Below are 22,736 nucleotides of genomic sequence, written 5' to 3' on the forward strand. Positions count from 1 at the left end.
TGCGCGTATCTCGGCATAAGTCTGCTGTATGAGGGATAGATAGGATAGATAACTGTGGAGTGTATCAACCCCAGTTGGGTTAGTTGGTACCCCTGTGTGTTGTTTCAGTGCCTTGGGAAGTGTCTATGAACAATTCAATGGTGGGACGACGGGTTCTTTGGCTACAGGTCTTTGGCCTGGCAGCAGTGCAGGGTGCGATCGCACTTACCTGGATTATTTACAACCTATACCTGGAAGATTTGCTAGTCACCCTGGGCTTTTCCGCCGCCCTGGCCACCACATTGTTGGTGATTGAAAACGCCATGGGGGCAGTGATGGAACCCCTGATGGGTAACTTTTCCGACCAGCGACAACATTGGGTGGGTAGCCGATTTCCCCAAGTTGCCCTGGGCATGATTCTGGCTGCATTATTTTTCCTAGGCATTCCCCTAATATTTTTTGTAGGCTCATCGGTCAGCGCCCTGCTGCCTGCCACCATGGTGGCCTGGGCCTTAGCCATGACTGTCTTCCGCAGCCCGGCCCTCTCGCTTTTGGGTCGCTATGCCTTTGAATCGGATTTACCCCAAGCGGCCAGTGTGTTAACCATGGTCGGGGGCGTTACCGGGGCCATGGCCCCCCTGGCTGGTGATTTTATTTTGAGTTTAGGACCCCTAGCCGCGTTTTCCATTGGCACCACCGTGTTGTTGTTAGCGGCGCTTGTACTACGCCAGGTCCATCCCAATCAAACGGTTGCAAACTCAGCCACAGCGGCTAGAAGCCCTGCCCCCATCCCCTGGGCCAATCTTCCCTGGATTGTGGGCACCGGCGCAGGGGTGGCCCTGGGCTTGCGTTTGCTGTTGCAGAACTTTCCCTCGGCTGTGGCTGCCACCGGGTTTAGCCAGCCGAAGCTGATTATGGCGGCATTATTTATCACGGTGGCCCTGAGTGCGTTGCCCTGTGGGCAGATCGCCACGCGCTTAGGCAATCGGAAGACGATGCTGCTGGGGCTCGGGGGAATGGTAGTCGCCGCAGGCATCACTAATATTTTGCCAACACCGGGCATGGCTATTTTTGTTGCGATCGCCATCGGCATTGCCTTTAGCCTGATCGGCAACGGCACCCTGCCCTACGCCCTATCCATGGTGCCCCCCAATAAGGCGGGCTTAGGTACCGGACTCTACTTTAGCGGTGGTGCCATCGCCATGAGCTTGCTCGGTAGCCTCGGGAAAAACCTCACCATGGGCCCAGCCCTGGCCGTGGCCGCCATCGGCTTTGTCGGCGCCGCAGGCTGTGTCCTAGCGAAGCGTCCCTAGCAAGGCTGGCGAAAACTGCCTAGGTCCACTGGGTTGGGGCCATATCGGACGGCACCAGGTTGGGGAAAGGTTCAGGCTCGGGGATTTCCTCTTTGGGTGCGGTTTCCTCTAGCAAGTCCCAAATCACCTGGAGCAGTTCATTCAACCCTCGACGGCTAACGGCAGAAATACCAAAGATGCGATCGCAGCCGCTTCTGGCCATCAGTTCTTCGGTCACAATTTCCAGCTCATCCTCAGGCACCGCATCCACCTTATTCAGGGCCAGCAGCTGGGGACGATCCGCCAACCCATGGCCATAGGCCACTAGCTCCTGCTGAATCGTGTGATAGTGCTCAATCGGATCCAGGGTAGTGATGTCGATGACATGGAGCAACAGTCGGGTACGCTCAATGTGACGCAGAAATTCATGGCCTAGGCCCGCCCCTGCATGGGCCCCTTCAATCAGTCCTGGAATATCAGCAAATACGGTGCCGTCGCCATTGGGACGACGCACCACCCCCAAATTGGGCACCAGGGTGGTGAAGGGATAGTCGGCCACCTTAGGTTTTGCCGCCGACAGGGCAGAAATCAGCGTAGATTTTCCCGCATTGGGTAGGCCAATGATGCCCACCTCAGCCAACAGCTTTAGCTCCAGGCGAATGCGGCGCTCCTCACCGGGAAGACCAGGCAAACAGGCCTCCGGTGCCCGATTGCGATTACTCAAAAAATGCTCATTGCCGACGCCCCCTTTGCCCCCGGCTGCCACCCGCAGAGTGTCGCCTTCTTTAATTAAGTCCCCTAGCAATTCATCGGTGTCGGCATCGTAAATCATGGTGCCGCAGGGGACTTCCACAATCAGGTCCTTACCCGTGGCACCGGTCATACTCTTAGGGCCACCCCGAGCACCATGATCGGCCCGAAACCGGTGGGCGTAGCGAAAGTCCAGCAGGGTTTGTAGATTGGTAACCGCCTTCAGCACCACCGACCCACCATGGCCACCATTACCGCCGGAAGGACCGCCCGTGGGCACATACTTCTCTCGCCGAAAGGCCACCAGACCGTCGCCACCGTCCCCCCCGTGCACATTAACTTCTGCTTGATCGATAAATTGCATGGGAGGGGATCGGCTAACAAATGAAACAGCTCAGGGCAGTAAAGAGGTGGGGTAATCGGGTGTGGGGATAAACGGCACTCTCTTTATCTGGGAATCTCTATTTCAGCACAGAACGGTCTACCGGTGGTTAACACCCGCTAACACGGTCCACACCTGGGCAAGTCCCTAAAGCTGTCTGGCTATCTCTGATTGTATCTGTTCAGCTAATGCCTGATCGTCGCGATGGTTCTTGGTGATGACGTTAAATTTTTCTGTGGTCAGGCCACTGTTTTCGACGATCTGCTTCGCATCGTTGCAATAGTTGATCACCAGACGACGCACCTGGGAGCGCACCGTGCGGGGCAGGGTCTTCAAATTCAAACCATCGGCATTAAAACAGCGCAGATCGTGGCGGGTGACATCTTCCTTCGCAATGGTCATCAGGTCGCTCACATCCTCATAAGCCTGAATGCGAATTTCTTCGATGGCCAACACAGCCATGGCATAGCTGCCAATTTCTTCATCGGTAAAGTTTTGGGCATGGCCGCTTTGCCATAGGCTCGACAGGGGCAGCCATATACTTGTCAAAAGCGTGACACCGAGTAGCCAACGCCGTTGACGAGGCCAGTTATAACTAGAGCGACGAAAAAGCATCATGGCAATACTCAGTAAAACCTGACCAATTTTGCCTTAGAAATGCAAGAAACGGCAGGGTGCACCCTTAAATTGGCCTAAAACAATCCGCCAATTGCATGACTTTAGTATGTAGAGTCACGGTCTCTGGAGCCCCTCGTTTAAGCTCATATTCTAGTGCCAACAGTAGTTTCAGGGCACTTTTCAACTGGGGCAGTGAGACATTACGGATTTCTTTTTGCAAAAAATAAATCCGTTTGGGGTTACCGACATCGGCCGCCTGGGCAATGGTGCGGGTATCCCGTTCGCCACTGTCGGTCATGAGTTTGACCCAAAGCCAGGTGCGAAATTGCCCGACCAAGGTGGCCACAATGCGCAGGGCGGGTTCATTCCGCTCTAAGAGTTCGGTAATCAGGGTGAGGGCCCGATCGGTTTGGCCCTGGCGCAGGGCGGCAGCCAGCTGCAAACTACTTTGGGTGCTCGTGGCAACCAGGTCAGTCACAGCATCCGGCGGGAGGGCCACTTTGGGTTCGACCCAATAGGTTTTCAGTTTTTCCAACTCGTTGTAGAGACGACGGGTATCGGCCCCGATGGCTTCTGCTAACAGGGAAGCGGCGGCAGGGGTGAGCTGCAGCCCAACATCCTTAGCAACCTGGTAAACCTGATGCTCAATTTGCTCGATCTTCCAAGGGGGAATGGTGGCAAACTCACGAATATCGGCGTGTTTTTTGAGCAGTTTCGTGGATTTGAGCCGACCGTCGGGCTTGTTACCACTGGTGAATAACAGAATGGAACTATCGGGAATGTTGGGCAGTGTGCGCTCTAATTCGGCCAGCAGCGCGGCAGAACAACGCTGACACACGGAGGTATCCGCCAACCAGACCACCCGCTTTCCCATGCCAAATGGGGGGGTCATGGCCTGGTTTAGCCCCTGCATAACGGCATCGGATTGCTCGGGGGGAATCTTTTCGTAGTTGAAGCTAGACCAGTCGGCATCAAGGTTGCGATCGCACAGCGTTTTCACCGCCTTTTTCATCCGAAACTCATCGGCTCCCCAAAAGAAATAAACCGGCATTTACATTCCCATCACCCATAGTCACAACAGACTTGCACCACCCATAGCGATCGCTTGCTGGGTTGCCCCATGGCCCCAAGCTATCCGTCTAGCAAGGCTTCGACAAATTCGTAGCTAGAGAAGGGGCGCAGGTCTTCGATGCCTTCCCCGGCACCGATAAACCGAATCGGTAGGCCCAGCTGTTGCACCACCGCCAGGGCCACACCGCCCTTGGCCGTACCATCCAGCTTGGTCAGCACCACACCGCTGAGGTTGGCCGCTTCCGAAAACACCTTGGCCTGACGGACACCGTTTTGGCCCAAGGTAGCATCCAGGACGAGCAACGCTTCCACCTGGGAATCGGGCGCTTTTTTATCCACAATCCGCCGGATTTTAGAAAGCTCATCCATCAGGTTTTTCTTATTTTGCAAACGACCGGCGGTATCAACGAGCAATAATTCTGTATTGCGCGATTTGGCCGCTGCGATCGCATCAAACACCACCGCCGCCGGGTCCGTATTCGCGCCGGGGTTGGCAATTACCTCCACACCACTGCGGGCCCCCCACACCTTCACCTGCTCCACCGCCGCCGCCCGGAACGTATCCGCCGCCGCAATCAAACAGTTGTAACCAGACTTTTTCGCAATATGGGTGAGCTTACCAATGGTGGTGGTCTTACCCGCACCGTTTACCCCCACCATCAGCCAAATGTTGAGGACCTCCGCCTCCGGTACAAAGGTTAAATTGTGGTCACCCTCCAGCGGGCTATCCAGCATGTCTCGCAGCAGCTTTTTCAGGTAACGAATGGCCACATCGGGGGGTAGCGTTTCGGTGCGCATTTTGTCCTGGAGCGCCTCGATGATCACATCCGTCGCCGCCACCCCCACATCGGCCTGGAGCAGCAGCGCTTCAATTTCATAAATGGCATCCTCATTCAGAGGCCCCTGGCCGACCACCGACTTTAGCTGGTTAACCAATCCGCGCCGGGTCTTACCCAACCCCTGCCGCAGCTGATTGAGCCAGGTAATTTCCTCCAACGAAATCTCATCGGGCCGTCTTCCCTGGGAGGCCAACACCTCCGCTGACCACAAAAAGGCTTCGTCCAAATCCACATCGGGCATCACCAAAGCCGCTTCCGGCTCTGCATCCGCTTCCGGCTCGGGCTCGGGCTCAGCAATGGCCGTTTCCTTGAGCTTAGCTAGACGCGCCTCCCGCTCCGCCTCAGCCGCCTTCGCCCAAAATGGGGCAGCCACAGAGTCCGCTGGCACCTCCTCGGCAGCGTCTGCCGCATCTTCGCCGTCTGCCTCACGTTCACTCCCTTCGGCCGCCGCCATCGGTTCTGGGGCAGTGGTTGCTGTGATCTCCTCAGGGGCTATGGGCCCAGATGGATCGGTGGCTGGGGCCGCCTCAACGGGTTCTGCCGCGGAAGCAGCCGCCGCCGCAGGCTCCGCAGGGCCAGTTGCGCCAGTCGCCTTAGAATCTGCGGCAACGGGTTCCACCGCCGCAGGTTCAGCCGGGACTTCGGGCGCTTCGGGCGCTTCGGGCGCTTCAGGCGCTTCGGGCTCCACCGTTTCCTGTTGCTGCTGAATATTTTGATAGGCAGCCTTGGCCCAGGCTAGATAGTCTTCCGCACTGGCCGGAGCCTCGCCATCTTCCGCAGCAGCCTCTTCAGCACTGGCATCCGCCCCCTGGCTTTCATCTACCTTTTTTTCCTCATCATCCGAGGATTCATCATAGCTACGGCGAAACCAGTTAAAAGAAGACATGGGGAATAAACGTAAAAATGATCAGTAGACCGCTAGGAGCAATCGAGTGTAAATGGGGCAGACTTGCCAAACTGGGGGAGTTTTGATGGCAGCCAAGCGGCAAACATGGCCATTGGCTCTGAAAAAGGCTATTGGTCCTCAACCTCTGCATCAGGTAGGCCCAAATCTGGAACTGGGTTCGAGCTTTTTTTACCTTCAATCTGATCGGTCACCCGGCGCATCACACCGTTAATAAAGCGATAACCATCCTCATCACTGTATCGTTTGGCGATTTCGATCGCCTCGTCAATGGCAATGCGTTTATCCACTGCCATATACATAATTTCAGCTACGGCAATTCTGAGGATGTCGCGATCTACTCGGGCCAAACGCTTCAGGTTCCAGCCCACCATGGCAGCATCCAACTGCTGATCAATGGTGCTTTGATGTCTATTTAGCTGGGTAATAATCCGCTGGGCATACTCTTGGACATCTTGACGCCCGGCTAACTGTACAAACTCTGGTAGTTCTGTGGCCGCTCCCAAGCGATTAATGGCCGTTTGCACCTGAGCGATCGCATCTTTTACCGTAGTTTGGGCACTGAGCAAATCACCGGAACGGGTCTCACTATTGAGCAAATGGCGATCGCCCCGGGCCAGTTCAGCCGAGGCTGCTTCCAGGGCTTCCTTAACCTCCGCCGTGAGGGCACGAACAGCGCCCGTGAGGAGAGAGTCCACGGAAGGTGCGGGCTTCTTTTTAGTTTGCTTGGGGTCGTCTGTTAGCTGGCTCATGCCGAGGAGAGCCAGCTCACGAGCAATACGACGAGACTGCATAGGGGTTGGAAGTGGGTGGTCTAGCTCAGATATCTTATCAGCCAGTGTAGGAAAGACGGGCGCTACCGCAATGGCAAAAGACGCAGCGACACAGCAGCCCTTACCCCGGCTGATCGATATTAACTAGCTCCACCCTAGTTTCAGGGGGGTCAGTCTGGGTGGACGCAACCGGCTGCGACTCAGCAAAGTCAGTGGCGACATCTTCTGCCTCACCAGGAGGCAACTGGGCCACAGGTTCTTCATCCTCCACCAGGGCTTCGGCTAAATTAGGGCCGACAATGCCACCGGAAAGCAGCACCTTAAAGGCTTCCTCAATGGAAATGTCCAGGCTCACCACATCGGTTTCGGGCACCACCGCATACCAACCACTGGTGGGGTTAGGCGTGGTCGGCACAAAAACACTGAGCATACTAGAGTCAGGTGTGAGCGATGTGGCTGAGCTGGTGACAAATGCGATCGCCCAAATCCCGCGGCGGGGATACTCCACCAAGACCACCCGCCGAAACTTGCTCTTGGTGTCCTTGAGGACAGTCTCCAGCAGCTGCTTCAGCGTCTTATACACCGAACCTGCCAGGGGAATCGACTGCAAAATCCGCTCCCCCAGGTCCAACAGCCAACGCCCGGCAATATTTCGGGCCATCAGACCAATGAGTAAGATAGCCAGCAAGGGCACTGCAAACCCCACCCCCAAATTAAACAGGGCCACTAGGGCGGGGTGCAGATCGATAAATGGATTTAACTGCTTTGGAAATCGAGTCAGCGCACGAATAACCCAGCTAGCAACCGTAATGGTCAACCAAATGGTTGTGGCTAGTGGAATAACTACTAGAAGACCTGCAATTAGGTCATTCTTCAAACCTTGCCTAAAGTCTTTTAGCACGGGCTGACATCTCAGTTAAAGTCGTCGCAATAAAGGGTTGATTGCAGTGATGCGAATTGGTTTCAGAGAACTATAGTGATTAGCTGTGTCGCTCGTCACTATTTATATCCTAATTTATTTGGGGCACATGACCGGGATCGGTTGAGGTTCGGTTGAGGATAACTGCTATCAACTAAGGACAGCCAGGGGATTGCGGTCTAAATTTGCAGCACCCTACGGGCCAAGTTTAGATAAATCAACACACCGAAGACATCCACCACGGTGGTGATAAACGGTGCTGACATCAGCGCAGGATCAAACCCTAGGCTCTGAAAAAGGATGGGTAAGGCCGCTCCCGCACTGGACGCCAAAATCGAAATGGCCACTAAACTGCAGCCCACGGACAGGGCCACCCCCAGGCTGATATCGGGCACTAAATAGGCCACCCCAGTCACCACTAGCCCCAGCATCAACCCCAAAAAGGCACCGGCAATGGCTTCCCGGCGAATCACTTGAAACGCTTCCCTTAGCTTTAGTTCATCGGTGTTGAGGCCGCGAATCACCACCGTGGATGATTGAGCCCCGACATTCCCCCCCGTGCCAATCAGCAATGGAATAAACGACGCCAGCACTGCCACCTGCTGAATCAGGCTCTCCTGGCTTTTGATCACAGCGGCGGTAAAGGTATTGGCCACCAGCAAAACGGATAGCCACACCACCCGTTTGCGGGCCACCGTCAGCAGGTTGGTTTGAAAGTAGTTGTCGCCCCCGGATTGCACCCCACCCAGGGCATAGATATCTTTGGTGGTTTCTTCTTCTAAGATGTCGAGCACATCGTCAACGGTGATGATGCCCACCAGGCGCTCCTCGGTATCTACGACCGGCACCGCCAGAAAGTCATATCGCTGGATTAACCGCGCCACTTCTTCTTGGTCAGTCCCGGTATTGACCGACACCACCTCCCGGGTCATTAATTCACCGATTGTCTGGTCGGGCTGCCCGGTCACTAGAATGCGCAGGGATAGAATGCCGGTCAGCCGACGGGCGTGGTCGGTGACGTACAGGTAGTACACCGTTTCACTGACGCTGGCCAGCTTGCGAATATGGCGCAGGGACTGCTCCACCGTCCAGTTTTCTTTCAGGGCGATGTACTCGGGGGTCATGGCCCGTCCGGCGGTGCCAGATTCGTACCCCAGCAGCAGGGCGGTGGCTTCGCGTTCTTGGGCGCTGAGCTGTTGGAGCAATTGTCGGACTACCTTAGCGGGGAGTTCATCGAATAATCGGGCGCGGTCGTCCGGGGACATTTTATCGACAATGTCGATGACGTCCTGGCGCTTAAAGTCTTCAACTAGGGTTTGCTGAATACTGGAGTCGAGGTTTTCGTAAACTTCGATGGCTTCGCTTTTGGACAACAGGCGAAAAGCCAATGCCTGCATTGTATCGGGCAAACCTTCGATAGCTTCCGCAATATCGGCGGGCTGCACCGGCACCAGCAGTGCCTTAGCGCCGGGATAGTTGTTTTGATCCAGTAGGGCTTGGAGTTGCGATCGCACAAGTTCACGCAATTCCTTGCGTGAGAATGATGCAGCGCTAGTGACCTGTTCAGAATCCGTCAAGGAAGCTATGCCCAATCCAGTTGCCTATAGTCTAGTTGCGGAATGGGTGCAAAACGAAGAAAATCCTACGAAATTTGCAAGTAAAAAGTTTTGCTCCATTAGGGGCATTACGTGCAATCCCCCTAATGGACATCCGCCTAGGCCATGCTCTAGCCGTTAAGCCGCCTTCAAGCCACGGTGGCGCAAAAGCGCATCAGTACTAGGTTTGCGGCCACGAAATGCCTGAAAGACATCCATGGGATGCTGACTCCCCCCCAGGGCCAGCACCGTATCCCGGAAACGCTGCCCGGTTTCCTGCACCGCTGCTTCATCATCGATCCCCACCTCCTCAAAGGCCGCAAAGGCATCGGCGCTGAGGACCTCAGCCCAAAAATAGCTGTAGTATCCGGCGGCATAGCCCCCCGCAAAGATATGGCCAAAGCTACACAGGAATGCATCTTCCGCCAACGGTGGCAGCACCGCCGTCTTTTGGGCTAAGCGATCGCGCACATCCCAGATAGTCTCATCCCCATCGGGCTGATAGCGAGAATGCAGCTCCATATCGAGCCAACCAAAATTCACCTGGCGCAAAATAGCATTGCCCGTCATAAAGTTACGTGCCGCCAATAGCTTTTGATAATCAGCTTCTGGTAGAGGCTCACCGGTTTCATAATGGCGGGCCATTTTGAAGAGGGTGCTACGGTCGTAGCACCAGTTTTCCATAAACTGGCTGGGCAGCTCTACCGCATCCCATTCCACATTGTTGATGCCCGCGGCCCCCGGATAGTCCACCTGGGTGAGCATGTGCTGCAAACCATGGCCAAACTCATGGAACAGCGTTTCCACCTCACGGAAAGTCATCAGACTCGGCTTACCATCCACCGGCGGTGACTGGTTGCACACCAAATACGCCACCGGCAACCGCACCGGCTGATTCGGAGCAGTATGACTGCGCACAATGCACTCATCCATCCAGGCACCGCCACGCTTTTCCGCCGGACGGCTATAGGGGTCTAAATAGAAGTAGGCCACTGGACTACCCTCGGCGCCATTAATGGCAAAGTAACGCACATCTGCGTGCCAAACGGGGGCCTGGCCATCGGCCGCCGCAATGGTCACCCCAAAGAGACGATGGGCCAACTCGAACAACCCATTGAGCACCTTAGGCAAAGGGAAATAAGGGCGCAGTTCCTCATCATTGAGGTCAAACTCCTTTTCCCGCATCCGCTCGGCCCAAAAAGAAACATCCCATTGCTTCAGGTCATCGGCTTCTGGAGCATTTTGTTTTTGCGCAAAGGCCTTGAGCTCTGCTAGCTCTTGCACAGCCGATTCATAGCTAGCACTGCGCAGCTCTTCCATCAAAGACTCCACCGCATCCACCGAGGGGGCCATTTTGCGCGCAATGCTAAGTTCCGCGTAGGTATCAAAGCCCAGCAGCTTCGCCTGCTGTTTTCTCAACGTTAAGGTTTTATCAATTAGCGGAGAGTTGTTGAGTTCGCCCTCAGAGGCCCGACTGACATAGGCCCGATACAGCTTCTCTCGCAGATCGCGACGACGACTATGCTTGAGAAACGGGCCATAGCTGGGGATATCTAGGGTAATGCGCCAGGGACCGGCTTCAGCGGTGGCGGAGTCTTCCCCCCCGGCATCCGGGGCTGCGTCACGCGCAGCCTGGGCAGCCAAACTCAGTAAACTAGGGGGCAACCCGTCAATCTCTTCTGGGGTGGTTAGGGTCAGGCTAAAGGCTTTAGTGGCATCCAACACATGGTTGGAAAACTGAGTAGACAATTCGGCTAGCTGCTGCTGAATCTGATTAAAGGCGGCCTTGGCATCGCCCTTTAAACCCACACCAGACAGCTCAGCATCTCGAATAGCCGCCTCCACAATGCGCCGCTGTGCAGGGCTCAAACTGGCATCCTGATCTAACGCCTTAAAGCCGTTATAAAATGCTTGGCTCTGACTTAAACGGGTGGCAAATTGCACCAGCGCAGGCTGAACAGTTTCATAGGCCGCCCGCAACTCAGGACTATTTTTGACTCCCATGAGATGCCCTAACACACCCCAGGTCCAACCCAACCGTTCGCTTATTTTAGTCAGGGGTTCCGCTAAGCCCTGCCAGGTTGGCGTCATCGACTTTTCCAAAGCTTCTAACGCTGTGGTCAGGTCATCAAGGAGGGCAGCGACTGCAGACTCGACTTGCTCAGGGCGGAATTGGTCAAACGGTGGCAGACCATAGCCAACAAGGAAAGGGTTCGTCGCAGGGGAAGCACTGGTAGTTGCCATAGAAGTCATACGTGTCTTTAGGGTGAGAAATCAGGATGCAACCCAGAATTGATTCTTGTTCAGAATTGTTCTGATTTAGTTCTATTCTAAGGCAGGATTTTATTTTGTGGCAGAGGCGACCGCATCCCAGTTTCTGGACCATAGGTAATGGCAACAGCTACAGCTCAAAAAAGGCCAAAATTGGGCAAAAACCCAAAAAAATAGAGAATGGCTCTAAACCCTCGCCTAGCGAGCTTCTATGGTAGCTGGCTCTAGGGCCTGGATAATACGTGCCGCTTGGGTAATGATGCTCTCACCACCGTTAACGACGACTAGATATTCTCCCTCTGCGATGCGATCGCGATAGGGCGTCTCATTATTATTGAATAGCAACGCCGGACCCCCGCCAATAAAAAAGCTACCCATCAAACCCGATCCTGCGCCCAATAGACCACCCAAAATTTGGTTGCCCAAGGTGCCGGTCCATTGAAACGTATTCAGACCGGTGAGGACATCAAACACAACGCCGCCACCAAACCCAAAGGGCACTAGCCAAATGGCCATGCGCCGCACTTGAGTCCATGCCGCTTCCTTAGGACTTTGCAAGCCAAACTCATCAGTGGTTTGAAATCCGTCGCCGAGGATGGCAATATCGTCCATCGAAAAGTTACTGGACTCTAACCGGGAGTAGGCTTCTTCAGCATCGGCGCGATCTAAGAAAGCAGCGACAAGGTATCTCATAAGGACACAAGTTGATAATGGCTCTAATGTAGAGTCTACTCTGATACATCCATTATTCCTTGTCAGCAGCATAAAGGCTACGGAGGCATATCCATAGCCTTGCCTCGCATCATACTTAACAATCGGGAAGCTACTTTGGAGTAGCTTGTTGGGCAATACAACAACCCAGCCATTTAACCCTCGGCCAAAGGCTTGGGTTACAGGTCGCTACATTGCTTATCTAACGGGTCGTCACTCGCATCTCTCATACGCAGTCGCTCCGTATTGAAATTGTCTAAGCCAATGGTGGCAGAATCAAAACAAGCATTGGTAAACACAGTGTTTGATGTGATTGTGATTTTGCTTAGGTCAGCACCACGGATATCAGCACTTTCTAAATTCGCGAAAGACAGATCAGCCCCCATCAGATTTGCCTTCTGCAAGTTGGCCCAACCAATATTGGCACCGCTTAAAGTCGCATTTTGGAAATTGGCTTTAGATAATTCGGCACCCCGCAAATCACTGCGGGTTAAATTCGCTTCCACAAACTGCCCTTGTCTCATCCATGCCCTCTTAAAGTTGGCTTCGGGCATAGGCGCGCCATTCAAAATCACTCTCACCAAATCAGCACCACCTAACAAGCCAACTTCAGAAACAGCAGAGTTCCTACCATCTAGGAGTTGGGCTTCATACAAAAATCGAACCAGTTCTCCCTTGAGTTTGCCAGAATCATCAAAGCCAGACAGTTCAGCCAACTGCCTATTCTCGTCAGTGCCATTATCTGACGCTGATTCTCCTGGCAGATTCAGAGCGTTTCGCATCGATTGCTCTAAAAAGTCGCTTTCACTACGGTCATATTGCCGTGTATCGTCTAGGCGCTTCAGGGCAATAATGGTCTCCCCGCGGATAGCGTTCCATATGGATATGCCCTCAGAATTACTGTTCCCAGTGTCCATAGCCCCTTGCGTTGCAATGAGATCAGTCATTCTAGAAGCGTAGTTGGTCAACACAGCTTGTCTATTATTACTCGCTGCACTAGCCCGTTCAACTAACCGATTCGCCTCCGCATTTGCTTCTTGGAAGCTGGTCAATTTCCAACCGATCCAAATACCCATCACCGCCGTTAGCAACGGGATCCAAATCTTCTCCGCCCAATCAAACCTGCCGGGTTTACGCTCCGTATCGTCTTTAACATGAAAAACACGCTTGGAAATAGTTGGCAATTTTTGCGTTTCCAATGCAACATCTTGAGCTTGAGAACTAGATAAGGCCGTTTGCTGATGATTGTTGTCATTCATGTGCTAGCACCCTGATGTATTACGCAAGAACATTGATCTGTAGCCAATGGGCGTCAGTATCTGCACCACAGCACAGATGTCGGTAGATAGATAATGAGCAAAGTTCAAAGGGGGATACAGTGGCTGCATCAAGAAAATCGGATGGATGAGATTATCTATTGCAACCCAGTCACTACGGCTTAGAAAGTTATCAGCAGATATAGGTTCTTTTCGGCAAAAGTAGCCAATTAACTTTGGCACAGCAATCTCTACAACATCGAGTGTTGGAGAATAACGCAGCCCTAAACGTTCAAGCGCTAGAATAAATGCCATTGGTATGGACGCCAGGATGAAATCCTTACGCAGGCTATTTATTGGCAGTTGTTTATTGTTGGCTATGCTGTTTATCCTTTGGGGAAGCAGCGTATCAGCTTCCCCCACGCTCATCGATCCTCGGATTAATCGGCTGGAGTCTGAGGTGCGATCGCTCCAATCTCAGGTGACGCGATTACAATCCCAGCTACCCAGAATTAGCAATAGGCCCCTGCAACCAACAGAAACAGCCCCCATCCCAGCGGAGTCACTTACAGAACAAGAGTTCGACACCCTGGCAATTTTAATTATCGAGCTACAGGAACGTGTCACCGCATTGGAAACAAACCTGGCAAAGGCTGGGTAAACCATAGGCCCCCAATCCTAGAACGTCCTACATGCAGGACGACAAGTAACTTAAAACAGATTGCCCATCCATGGCAGTTCTACGTAAATATTGCAACTAACTTTTCGCGAGTCGCTAAAAAATTTATCAACATGCGGATGACACCCAATGTTGTTTGAAGTCTTAGTGAAGTCACTACTCAACTCCGGATATAGCCTGACAAATCACGCATGTTGGAATGGTAGATGCACCCTGATTCCGAGCCCTGGAGATGCATCTTTGGGGCTCTTTCTTCTCCCTTAACTGGGGTGTTATCTCAAAAAACAAGTATTTCGACCAGCCAAAAGACTGTAGCTATCAACTAGCCTTGCTGCACTCTCGCCTTAATCGCATCAATAATCTGGCCATTGGCTTTGGGAAAGGGATAGCTATCGATTTCGTCTAGGGTTACCCACTTCACTTCATCGCATTCGATGGTTTGGGGTTCACCACTAAGGTGGGTGCAGTTAAACACATTGAGGGTGACCTTAAAGTGGCTATAGGCATGATTTACCGTAATAAGGCGGTCATTCACCTCGATTTCAATGGCGAGTTCTTCTTTAATTTCTCGCTTAACACAGTCTTCTACAGTCTCATTGGGCTCAATTTTGCCACCGGGAAACTCCCACAGGCCACCGAGTAGGCCTTCTTGCTTACGACGGTCTATGAGAATGCGGCCATCTTGGTCATAAATAACGGCAACACCAATTTGCTTATGGGGTAGAGGTGCACGGGACTCGGTCATGGGTAATTCAGACTGTAGATTTTGACGGTAGGCGGTGCAGTGAGCTTGCCAAGGGCACAGCAGACAAGATGGGCGATGGCGGGTGCAAAGGGTGGCACCCAGGTCCATAATTGCCTGGTTAAAATCCCGAGGCTGCTGTGGGTCCAAAATTTGTTCGGACAGTTGCCACAGCTGGTTCATGGCTTTGGCTGGGGGCTTGGGTAAAGCCACCAACCGGGCCAATACCCGTTTTACATTACCATCGAGAATCGCCACGGGTAGGTTATAGGCGGCACTGAGAATTCCCCCGGCCGTAGTACGACCAATGCCAGGCAGTGCGATCGCAGCGTCAAAGTCTTCTGGAAATATCCCCCCATGGCGTTCCACAATTAGCTGGGCGGTCCTATGCAAATTACGAGCGCGGGCATAGTACCCTAACCCTTCCCAGGACTTAAGCACCGTTTGCTGTTCGGCCTTGGCCAGGTCAGCCACCGTAGGAAACGTTGCCAACCATCGCTGATAGTAAGGCAGCACCGTCTTCACCTGGGTCTGCTGCAGCATAATTTCTGAGATCCAAATGGCATAGGGATCACGACTGCGCCGCCAGGGCAAATCTCGGCCTTGCTCGCCATACCAGGTTAAAAGCGCCTTACGTAGGGCCGGGGCTGCTTTTTCTAACGTTGCGGCCCCATCTAACGTTGCGGCCCCATCTAACGTTGCGGCCCCATCTAACGTTGCGGCCCCATCTAACGTTGGGGGGCCATTAATAGACAAAGCAGATGCCTGGAGAGAAGACATCTGCTTTGGGCCATATCGGCCATCGGCACTATCCTGTGCCTTACTTTTTTTATTGGTTACACCCACCAGAGATCGCAGCTATCTACATTAAGATCCTGCCACGAGCGGGGACCAACGGAGCATCCAACAGAGGCTCCATCCAAATTCCTAGTCCGCCAAAGGCTCTTCTAGACCACCCAGAATGGACTTTTCCATTTCCAGGCGCTGCTCAGCCCCTTTAAGGAAATAACCACCCATCATGGCCGATGCCAGTAAACGACCCAGATTTTCACGGCTAGTGGTCACCGACACATCGAAACCATCGGAAGGCAGACCGCCCAGCATGCCAATAATATTGTGCTCCATGGCCTGCATCACATCGCCAGAAACAGGGCGAGATAGCTGAGCAATGGTTTCCGGTTCCATCGCCTGGACATATTGCATTAGAGTATTGCCTTGCACAGCAGCTCCACCCATAAACCCAGAGTTTGTATTGTTGTTAGACTGATTAGTCATCATGACCTCACTCGAAACGTGGCTGGTAGCGGCTTTTGGTGTCTGTGCCGCTGTAACCACAATCTAACAAAGCAATTCCAGTTCCTGTAGTAGGAAGAACCGAACTGCCAGGTAGGGCTCCTCAAAGTGTCAGTGGCGGGAACGATCCTGGCCAGGGCATCTAAAGGGTGAACGATAAGACATCACCCGCTCCGCTAGGGCATTTTATTGCCACCAAGGAGAAAAACACCCTCCGATATACATACGAAATAGCCCTAGTCTCTAGGGTTTATCAAAACACCATGACACTTAATAGCCATTACTATGGGCAGCTTTAGCGTTCATGTCGGCTATCTAAGCTACAATTGTTAAGGTTTTTTACGAAACATTTCTTACTGCTGCTATTTCTGGAAGTTCCAATCCAATGAGCCTTCCCATCCGTAACGTTGCAATCATCGCTCACGTTGACCATGGTAAAACCACCCTGGTCGATTCCCTACTTCAACAGTCCGGTATTTTCCGGGAAGGCGAAGACGTGCCCACCTGTGTCATGGACTCCAACGACTTGGAGCGTGAACGGGGCATCACCATTCTTTCTAAGAACACAGCAGTTCACTACAAAGACACGCTGATCAACATCATTGACACCCCTGGCCACGCCGACTTTGGTGGCGAGGTGGAGCGCGTGCTAGGCATGGTAGATGGCTGCATCCTGATTGTGGATGCGAACGAAGGGCCCATGCCCCAAACCCGTTTCGTACTCAAAAAAGCATTAGAAAAAGGTCTACGCCCCATCGTAGTCGTCAATAAGATTGACCGTCCTCGGGCAGAGCCCATGGGTGCGGTAGATAAGGTGCTAGACCTATTTATCGAACTAGGTGCCGACGATGACCAGTGCGATTTCCCTTACTTGTTTGCGTCGGGTCTGGCTGGCTATGCCAAAAACGAGCTAGAAGACGAAGACAAGGATATGCAGCCCCTGTTTGAAGGGATTTTGCACCACGTTCCCCCACCCGTAGGCGATTCTGATAAGCCCCTACAGCTCCAGGTGACCACCCTGGCCTATTCCGAATATTTGGGCCGCATCGTCATCGGTAAGGTCCACAACGGGACTATCCGCGCCGGTGAGCAGATTGCGCTAGTAAGAGAAGACGGCAAAATCGTTAAGTCGAAGATTTCTAAGCTGATGGGCTTCGAGGGCCTACAGCGTACCGAAATTGAAGAAGCCACCGCAGGCAACATCGTGGCCGTGGCTGGCTTTGCCGATGCCAACATTGGTGAAACCCTGACATCTCTCGAGAACCCCCAGGCGCTACCGCTGATTAAGGTGGATGAGCCCACACTGCAAATGACCTTTGCGGTGAACGACTCCCCCTTTGCCGGTAAGGAAGGTAAGTTTGTCACTTCTCGCCAGATTCGCGATCGCTTAATGCGCGAGCTAGAAACCAACGTCGCCCTGCGCGTCGAAGAAACCGACTCCCCCGACCGCTTTGGCGTATCCGGTCGTGGTGAACTACACCTGGGCATTTTGATTGAAACCATGCGTCGTGAAGGCTACGAGTTCCAGGTGTCCCAGCCCCAGGTAATTTTCCGTGAAGTCAACGGCCAGCCCTGTGAGCCCTATGAGCAGCTGGTGATGGACGTGCCTGAAGATGCCGTGGGTGGCTGTATGGAGCGCCTGGGCCAGCGTCGCGGTGAAATGCAGGACATGATGGTGGACGGCAACGGTCGTGCCCAGCTGGAGTTTGTAGTACCCGCCCGTGGCCTGATTGGCTTCCGGGGTGAGTTTATGCGCCAAACTCGCGGTGAAGGCATTATGAACCACAGCTTCTTAGAATATCGCCCCATGTCTGGCGATGTGTCTGCTCGCCGTAACGGTGTGCTGATTTCCTTTGAGGAAGGGGTGTCGACCTTCTATGCCATGAAGAATGCTGAGGATCGCGGCATCTTCTTTATTGAGCCTGGCACTAAGGTGTACAAGGGCATGATTGTTGGTGAAAATAATCGCCCCCAGGATCTAGAGCTGAATATCTGCAAGGCGAAGCAGCTAACCAACCACCGGGCGGCTAGCGGCGACGAGCTTGTGCAGCTACAGACTCCCCAGGAAATGGGCCTAGAGCGGGCACTGGAGTATATTGCATCGGATGAGATGGTGGAAGTAACTCCCGAGTCCATTCGTCTGCGCAAGATGCCTAAAAAAAAGCTCGCTAAGCGTTAAACGGTTTGATTGATTAAAAGCTTTTGAATAGCTGTGATGGCTTAACACCATCACAGCTTTTTTTTATGGTGCTGATCATTGCCAGATTAGACAACAGGTGGCAACAACTTTTCTAAAGACAGCATAATCTCTGGAAAGGCTAGGGGAGAGATTTGCTGATCTTGTTTAAGGATGAGGTGGCTGGTGTAGCCAGTCGTGGTGGGTGTGCGAAAAATGTGCAACTGTCGCTGGGGTAGGTCCAACACCCAGTAATCGTTGATGCCAGCTTGGGCATAGAGTTTGTCTTTGACTTCGCAGTCTTGCTTTAGGGTAGAATCGGCCACTTCCACCACCAGGCAAATATCTTGTGGGGTGGGGTGATGGGCGGCGTAGTCTAGAAAATTGCCTTTAACGATGGCTAGGTCAGGTTCAGGTTCTGAATAGTCGTCCAACTGAATGGGGTCTTGGGTGCTGACGAAGAATGGCTGGTTGGATAATGGCTGATCTAAGGCGGTTGCGACTAGGCGGAGGGCGGTGACTTGGGGGGTGCCTTTGGCAATCCTAAGGATGATTTGTCCTGCCAGGAGTTCTGTGCGATCGCACTCTGCTAAGAGCCCTGACTCTGCCATACGGTGGTATTCATCCACGCTCCAGCGTTTGAGCGTTTGGGCATCCAAGGGCAAAGAGGGCAAGGCAACCATAGCATCGGTTGAAGGGCATGTTGTGATTATTTTAGCTGACTTAACTTGAAACAAGTGACTAACCATCGAACCGAAAAGTACGGACTAAAAAACAAAAAAATTGCTGCCATATATCAATGACAGCAATTTATGTTGATGGAACGTCAACACGAGTCCTACGACAATCGTCAGGAACATTTTCAAGCACCCAGCTATACGGCCCACCACCGAGCCCCCATACCAAGACTGCCAAAGGGTGCCACAACAATCACCAAGCCAAGAAAACACCGCTATGCCCCTGTAGCAGTGCCGAATGCAATGGGAGTAATTCAGGAAAAACGTAAAACTGGGGGGCAAACAGATGGCGATCAGGCCATGTATGCCACACCACGATAGTTAAGCTTCATAGGCGACCGATGGGGTGTGGCGACATGCAGTCTCTTTACCTTGCTCTTCGTACCCAAAAAGTTTCTTTCTTCCTGAGTGATCATCAAAATCTCTACCTCGGGAGACTTAGAATTATAAGGAACACCGCGATATGTTAATTTCATCAGAAAACTCCAAAACCTCTACAACTAGATAAACCTGAGTGGGGAAAGAACCATATACCTAAAGTGCTAGCGGCTTTACCGTTTTAGCCTTTCCCTCAAATCCGAGAACAACAACATTAATGCTGTCCTCGTCTATGTCAGTAATACTAACTAGAAGCTTCTGAGCACGTCATGGGGCTAGGGACCTATTTATTTGGCAATGAGGACTTTAGGCCTAGAAAATGACGATGCATGTATATACTTTCACCATATTACGTTAACCAGTTAAAAAATTGCTGCTATGGCGACATAGCAGCAAGGTATGTTGATGGAACGTCAACACCGGTTCTGGAGAAACATTCAGAAACGTTATCGGAGACACTTATAAACCGCTGTCCTAACGTCGATGGGTTGTACCGCGATACGTAATTTCCACCGATGGTCGGCGGGACGGATGCGTAGAGAACCGTTGGCCCTTGAACCGCGAACCCAAAAGCGGCAAATCATCCTGAGCAACGTTTAAGTTAAAACTCTCCATTGTGTGAGGTTGAGCGTCGCAGTGACGCCGACGCCATGGCATTTTCATTGCAAAATTCCTCAAATCAGCTAAAAGAAAACACTCTACCCATTTATTTGGCCGTTAAGAGAGCTGGCTAGATACGGGCTCTAACCGCTGGGTTGCTGTTGCGGTAGATCTGGGTTGGTGCTGGCTAATGGTTGCGATCGCAACACCGAACAACAAGATCACAGCACCCACAACAACCTCAATCCCCTGCACTTCCCCAAAGGTCCAATAGCCTAGCAAACTAGCAACCATCGGTTCACCTAGGATCACCACGCTCAGCACCTGGGGTTTTACCCAACCCAGTGCCCAATTAAAACAACCATGCCCCAGCAATTGCGGAATCAACGCTAACAGCAGTACGCAACCATAGGTGATTTTTGGGTACCCCCCATAGCCAGCATGCAGCCATAGGGGTAGCGGCAATAACACAACAGCAGCGGCAGCATAAGCAACTACAATATGGTGCTGCAGCTTGACACCATTTTTTTGCGCATAGTGTCCCAACAAAATATAGAGCCCATTCGATAGCGCACCGACTAGCGCCAACCCATTACCCAACCAAGGGTTGGCCCCAACCATCGATTGGGCTGGTCCTCCCAGACTAATAATCAAACTACCGGCTAACGCAAACCCCGTACCCACTAAAGCAGCCCGTCGAGGCTTATCCCTAAACCACCACCAAGCTAAAAAAATGGCCCACACTGGATGGGTATTCACCAGGGCTGTAGAAGCTGCGATGGAGGTGTAACTTAAAGACAACATCCAGGTAGCCAAGTACCCGGCTAAACCTAAACCGGCAAAAACAGAATATTTCAGGGATTGGCTAGAATACTTCGCTTTTCTAAACCCTTTCCAGGCTGGGATAGCCACCAGTGATGCAATGACCAAACGCGATGCCGACAAAAATAGACTAAACCCCACCTGCGGGTCCTCGACGGTAGTTGTCGCTAGGCGGGTAAAAATCGCCCCGGAGGAATAGGCCACTAGCCCAGCCAATAATAAAAAAGTAACTTTACAGATTTTGATAGACATGGTGGAGTAGAGCGTAAAAAACACTGCCATGCCCCATGACAGTGCCCCAATGGAAATAGTTAAGCCATACTTCTTAGCGGTTGCTACGGCAATCGAACAGGCAACCATTTGCGACAAAAACCCAAGGCAGAGACATTTCAAGCCCGGGAAGTCTGCCACAAAGAAGCATGGATGTAAGCTGACAACAGTGTGACTACTTATCTAGGAGGGTTCCATAGAACTTTAGGAAGTTAAGCAGAAGATAAGCCAGAAGTTAAAGGTCACAAAGCTTAAAGATCCCTCCGACCATTGGGCCTGCCTATCCCAAAGACCATAGGAACAACAAATACAGCCGTTTTGTAGCATCACTCCATGGCATTCCATTTTTTTAGTGATTGAAATTCTTAATATCCAAAATCTGGAATCAAGGATGTTTGACTGAAGCAATACACAAACGCAGATTTTCCTGAAAGCTCTATGAAAGAAAGCTTTGAAGAGGACGCAACAAAACCCACGCCTGGCATATTACATTTCCTATATATTATTTTTCCTCATCGATCGGATTTCAGTCTCAAGTGGAATACTACTTTTTACGCGTGCGTAGTATAACTATATCAAGGACAAAGCCCCATGCCATCATGCATAGTCAATGCAGCGCAGTCGTATAAATCTTTAACGTCTACACAGGTATTCACGTTTCTTGTTTTGGGAGGCCCCAGTGCAAAATTTTCAACACAAGTCTCAACGCAGAAGAAAGCGTGGCGTTTTACTCACCCATGAAGGGCTAGAACGATTTCAAACAGCAAAGCTGGATTCTGAATATATTGACAATTGTGGACAACGCTATACCTTAGAAGATTTACGGGAACGAACAGGGGTGAGCACTGACACGCTTACTAAAGTGTTGGCAGGAGACTGTCGAGTAGACAAACAAACCCTCAGGTATTGTTTCAAAGCATTTGGTCTAGATTTAAACTCTACGGACTATTACATCCCCGAGTTGACCGATAAATCTCACGTCATCCGAGCACAGACTCATATGACGCCATACGACATCGCTGGGGGCCCCCTCTCCGTCACATCTCCCCTCTATGTTGAACGCCCTCGGACTGAAAAAGCTATTTATCAAGCACTGGAACAGCCGGGCACACTCATTCGCATTAAAGGAGCTTCTCGCAGCGGTAAGACGTCTATGATCGCGCGCATTGCCCATGAGTCAATGGCCCGCGGGTACCATCCCATCTCCATTAGCTTTCAACTAGCCGAGAAAAAGATCCTGAATGATTTAGACAAACTCTTACAGTGGTTCTGTGCCAGTGTTAGTTTAGCCATGGGCGCTACCCCGACATTGGACAATTACTGGAATACTTTATTTGGCAGTAAACTCAGCTGCAAAATTTATTTCGAGCAATATTTACTCCCCATGACCCAGCGTCCCATTGTTTTGTTACTGGACGATGTGGACCGCCTATATCAACACCCGGACGTGGCGGATGAATTCTTGTACTTTTTACGCAACTGCTACGAAGAGGCAAAAACAACAGAAATCTGGCAGTTGATGCGCTTTGTCACCAGCCAAACATTTGAATCTTACGTGCCACTCCATGGCATAAATAAACCTCCTTTTAATATCGGAATAGAAATTGTAGGTAGTCCTAAACGTGTAAGGATGCATTGTAATGGTGGATAAAATACCAGATGGCTCCAATATGATTCTC

At 52.0% G+C, this 22,736-nt stretch carries 21 protein-coding genes; 5 read left to right on the plus strand and 16 right to left on the minus strand.

All coding sequences use genetic code 11. The annotated features are described in order from the left end of the window. The first annotated feature begins 125 nt into the window (after positions 1 to 125). Entirely contained in the window at positions 126 to 1,292 is a 1,167-nt protein-coding gene (locus tag IXB28_RS08210) for an MFS transporter (protein ID WP_215618084.1), read from the plus strand. Between the two features lie 19 nt (positions 1,293 to 1,311). Here IXB28_RS08210 and obgE read toward each other — a convergent pair whose 3' ends face one another. The 11 genes from obgE to IXB28_RS08265 form a co-directional block, all read right to left on the minus strand. Beyond that, positions 1,312 to 2,385: a GTPase ObgE gene (obgE, locus tag IXB28_RS08215; protein WP_215618085.1), complete on the minus strand. Its 1,074-nt coding sequence runs from the start codon at positions 2,383 to 2,385 to the stop codon at positions 1,312 to 1,314. A 165-nt stretch (positions 2,386 to 2,550) separates the two neighbouring features. After that, positions 2,551 to 3,021: a DUF4168 domain-containing protein gene (locus IXB28_RS08220; protein WP_215618086.1), complete on the minus strand. Its 471-nt coding sequence runs from the start codon at positions 3,019 to 3,021 to the stop codon at positions 2,551 to 2,553. 64 nt (positions 3,022 to 3,085) lie between these two features. Continuing rightward, positions 3,086 to 4,072: a DNA polymerase III subunit delta gene (gene holA / locus IXB28_RS08225; RefSeq protein WP_215618087.1), complete on the minus strand. Its 987-nt coding sequence runs from the start codon at positions 4,070 to 4,072 to the stop codon at positions 3,086 to 3,088. An 80-nt stretch (positions 4,073 to 4,152) separates the two neighbouring features. Next, positions 4,153 to 5,817, minus strand: coding sequence for a signal recognition particle-docking protein FtsY (ftsY, locus tag IXB28_RS08230; RefSeq protein WP_215618088.1), 1,665 nt, complete (start codon positions 5,815 to 5,817; stop codon positions 4,153 to 4,155). Between the two features lie 128 nt (positions 5,818 to 5,945). Further along, positions 5,946 to 6,629 (minus strand): transcription antitermination factor NusB, encoded by a 684-nt coding sequence (nusB, locus tag IXB28_RS08235; protein WP_215618089.1) that lies wholly within the window; start codon positions 6,627 to 6,629, stop codon positions 5,946 to 5,948. Positions 6,630 to 6,729: 100 nt separating this feature from the next. Continuing rightward, the gene (locus IXB28_RS08240) at positions 6,730 to 7,509 is read right to left on the minus strand and encodes a DUF502 domain-containing protein (protein ID WP_215618090.1); all 780 of its coding nucleotides are present in this window, start codon (positions 7,507 to 7,509) and stop codon (positions 6,730 to 6,732) included. Positions 7,510 to 7,706: 197 nt separating this feature from the next. Beyond that, entirely contained in the window at positions 7,707 to 9,104 is a 1,398-nt protein-coding gene (mgtE, locus tag IXB28_RS08245) for a magnesium transporter (RefSeq protein ID WP_215618091.1), read from the minus strand. Positions 9,105 to 9,260: 156 nt separating this feature from the next. After that, positions 9,261 to 11,375: a M3 family metallopeptidase gene (locus IXB28_RS08250; RefSeq protein ID WP_215618092.1), complete on the minus strand. Its 2,115-nt coding sequence runs from the start codon at positions 11,373 to 11,375 to the stop codon at positions 9,261 to 9,263. Positions 11,376 to 11,591: 216 nt separating this feature from the next. Beyond that, entirely contained in the window at positions 11,592 to 12,086 is a 495-nt protein-coding gene (locus tag IXB28_RS08255; RefSeq protein WP_215618093.1) for a hypothetical protein, read from the minus strand. Positions 12,087 to 12,283: 197 nt separating this feature from the next. After that, entirely contained in the window at positions 12,284 to 13,363 is a 1,080-nt protein-coding gene (locus IXB28_RS08260; RefSeq protein WP_215618094.1) for a pentapeptide repeat-containing protein, read from the minus strand. Between the two features lie 3 nt (positions 13,364 to 13,366). Continuing rightward, positions 13,367 to 13,675, minus strand: a complete 309-nt coding sequence (locus IXB28_RS08265; protein ID WP_215618095.1) for a hypothetical protein — start codon at positions 13,673 to 13,675, stop codon at positions 13,367 to 13,369. A 16-nt stretch (positions 13,676 to 13,691) separates the two neighbouring features. On the opposite strand from IXB28_RS08265, the gene IXB28_RS08270 reads away from it, so the two are divergent. After that, complete coding sequence (locus IXB28_RS08270) at positions 13,692 to 14,021, plus strand: hypothetical protein (RefSeq protein WP_215618096.1); 330 nt, start codon at positions 13,692 to 13,694, stop codon at positions 14,019 to 14,021. Positions 14,022 to 14,361: 340 nt separating this feature from the next. Here the strand turns inward: IXB28_RS08270 and mutY are convergent, their stop codons facing one another. Then, positions 14,362 to 15,561, minus strand: a complete 1,200-nt coding sequence (gene mutY / locus IXB28_RS08275; RefSeq protein WP_215618097.1) for an A/G-specific adenine glycosylase — start codon at positions 15,559 to 15,561, stop codon at positions 14,362 to 14,364. Between the two features lie 147 nt (positions 15,562 to 15,708). Next, a complete protein-coding gene (locus IXB28_RS08280; protein ID WP_215618112.1) occupies positions 15,709 to 16,056 on the minus strand; it encodes a DUF760 domain-containing protein in 348 nt (115 codons plus the stop codon). A 403-nt stretch (positions 16,057 to 16,459) separates the two neighbouring features. Here IXB28_RS08280 and typA point away from each other — a divergent pair, with 403 nt between their 5' ends. Further along, complete coding sequence (gene typA / locus IXB28_RS08285) at positions 16,460 to 18,253, plus strand: translational GTPase TypA (RefSeq protein WP_215618098.1); 1,794 nt, start codon at positions 16,460 to 16,462, stop codon at positions 18,251 to 18,253. Positions 18,254 to 18,339: 86 nt separating this feature from the next. On the opposite strand, the gene IXB28_RS08290 is transcribed toward typA, so the two are convergent. Next, complete coding sequence (locus tag IXB28_RS08290; RefSeq protein ID WP_215618099.1) at positions 18,340 to 18,933, minus strand: Uma2 family endonuclease; 594 nt, start codon at positions 18,931 to 18,933, stop codon at positions 18,340 to 18,342. A gap of 135 nt (positions 18,934 to 19,068) precedes the next feature. Between IXB28_RS08290 and IXB28_RS08295 the strand changes: the two genes are divergently transcribed. Continuing rightward, entirely contained in the window at positions 19,069 to 19,308 is a 240-nt protein-coding gene (locus tag IXB28_RS08295; protein WP_215618100.1) for a hypothetical protein, read from the plus strand. Here IXB28_RS08295 and IXB28_RS17030 read toward each other — a convergent pair. Continuing rightward, positions 19,281 to 19,463 carry a DUF4278 domain-containing protein gene (locus IXB28_RS17030; protein ID WP_215618101.1) on the minus strand — a complete coding sequence of 61 codons (183 nt, stop codon included), beginning with the start codon at positions 19,461 to 19,463 and terminating at the stop codon, positions 19,281 to 19,283. The genes IXB28_RS08295 and IXB28_RS17030 overlap by 28 nt on opposite strands. A 619-nt stretch (positions 19,464 to 20,082) precedes the next feature. After that, a complete protein-coding gene (locus IXB28_RS08305) occupies positions 20,083 to 21,147 on the minus strand; it encodes a DMT family transporter (protein WP_215618102.1) in 1,065 nt (354 codons plus the stop codon). Positions 21,148 to 21,736: 589 nt separating this feature from the next. On the opposite strand from IXB28_RS08305, the gene IXB28_RS08310 reads away from it, so the two are divergent. Continuing rightward, complete coding sequence (locus IXB28_RS08310) at positions 21,737 to 22,708, plus strand: AAA-like domain-containing protein (protein WP_215618103.1); 972 nt, start codon at positions 21,737 to 21,739, stop codon at positions 22,706 to 22,708. Positions 22,709 to 22,736 lie beyond the last annotated feature (28 nt).

It is taken from the genome of Leptothoe kymatousa TAU-MAC 1615, from assembly GCF_018739865.1.
Taxonomy (GTDB): Bacteria; Cyanobacteriota; Cyanobacteriia; order Phormidesmidales; family Phormidesmidaceae; genus Leptothoe; species Leptothoe kymatousa.

Excerpts from the sequence above, each read along its gene's own strand:
- IXB28_RS08250 (WP_215618092.1), bottom strand. The coding sequence starts at position 11,375 with ATGACTTCTATGGCAACTACCAGTGCTTCCCCTGCGACGAACCCTTTC.
- IXB28_RS08265 (WP_215618095.1), bottom strand. The coding sequence starts at position 13,675 with ATGGCATTTATTCTAGCGCTTGAACGTTTAGGGCTGCGTTATTCTCCA.
- IXB28_RS08260 (WP_215618094.1), bottom strand. The coding sequence starts at position 13,363 with ATGAATGACAACAATCATCAGCAAACGGCCTTATCTAGTTCTCAAGCT.
- obgE (WP_215618085.1), bottom strand. The coding sequence starts at position 2,385 with ATGCAATTTATCGATCAAGCAGAAGTTAATGTGCACGGGGGGGACGGT.
- ftsY (WP_215618088.1), bottom strand. The coding sequence starts at position 5,817 with ATGTCTTCTTTTAACTGGTTTCGCCGTAGCTATGATGAATCCTCGGAT.
- holA (WP_215618087.1), bottom strand. The coding sequence starts at position 4,072 with ATGCCGGTTTATTTCTTTTGGGGAGCCGATGAGTTTCGGATGAAAAAG.
- IXB28_RS08305 (WP_215618102.1), bottom strand. The coding sequence starts at position 21,147 with ATGGTTGCCTGTTCGATTGCCGTAGCAACCGCTAAGAAGTATGGCTTA.
- IXB28_RS08295 (WP_215618100.1), top strand. The coding sequence starts at position 19,069 with ATGGAACGTCAACACGAGTCCTACGACAATCGTCAGGAACATTTTCAA.
- mutY (WP_215618097.1), bottom strand. The coding sequence starts at position 15,561 with ATGTCTTCTCTCCAGGCATCTGCTTTGTCTATTAATGGCCCCCCAACG.
- IXB28_RS08255 (WP_215618093.1), bottom strand. The coding sequence starts at position 12,086 with ATGAGATACCTTGTCGCTGCTTTCTTAGATCGCGCCGATGCTGAAGAA.
- IXB28_RS08220 (WP_215618086.1), bottom strand. The coding sequence starts at position 3,021 with ATGATGCTTTTTCGTCGCTCTAGTTATAACTGGCCTCGTCAACGGCGT.
- typA (WP_215618098.1), top strand. The coding sequence starts at position 16,460 with ATGAGCCTTCCCATCCGTAACGTTGCAATCATCGCTCACGTTGACCAT.
- IXB28_RS08280 (WP_215618112.1), bottom strand. The coding sequence starts at position 16,056 with ATGACTAATCAGTCTAACAACAATACAAACTCTGGGTTTATGGGTGGA.
- IXB28_RS17030 (WP_215618101.1), bottom strand. The coding sequence starts at position 19,463 with ATGAAATTAACATATCGCGGTGTTCCTTATAATTCTAAGTCTCCCGAG.
- IXB28_RS08270 (WP_215618096.1), top strand. The coding sequence starts at position 13,692 with ATGAAATCCTTACGCAGGCTATTTATTGGCAGTTGTTTATTGTTGGCT.
- nusB (WP_215618089.1), bottom strand. The coding sequence starts at position 6,629 with ATGCAGTCTCGTCGTATTGCTCGTGAGCTGGCTCTCCTCGGCATGAGC.
- IXB28_RS08290 (WP_215618099.1), bottom strand. The coding sequence starts at position 18,933 with ATGGTTGCCTTGCCCTCTTTGCCCTTGGATGCCCAAACGCTCAAACGC.
- IXB28_RS08210 (WP_215618084.1), top strand. The coding sequence starts at position 126 with ATGAACAATTCAATGGTGGGACGACGGGTTCTTTGGCTACAGGTCTTT.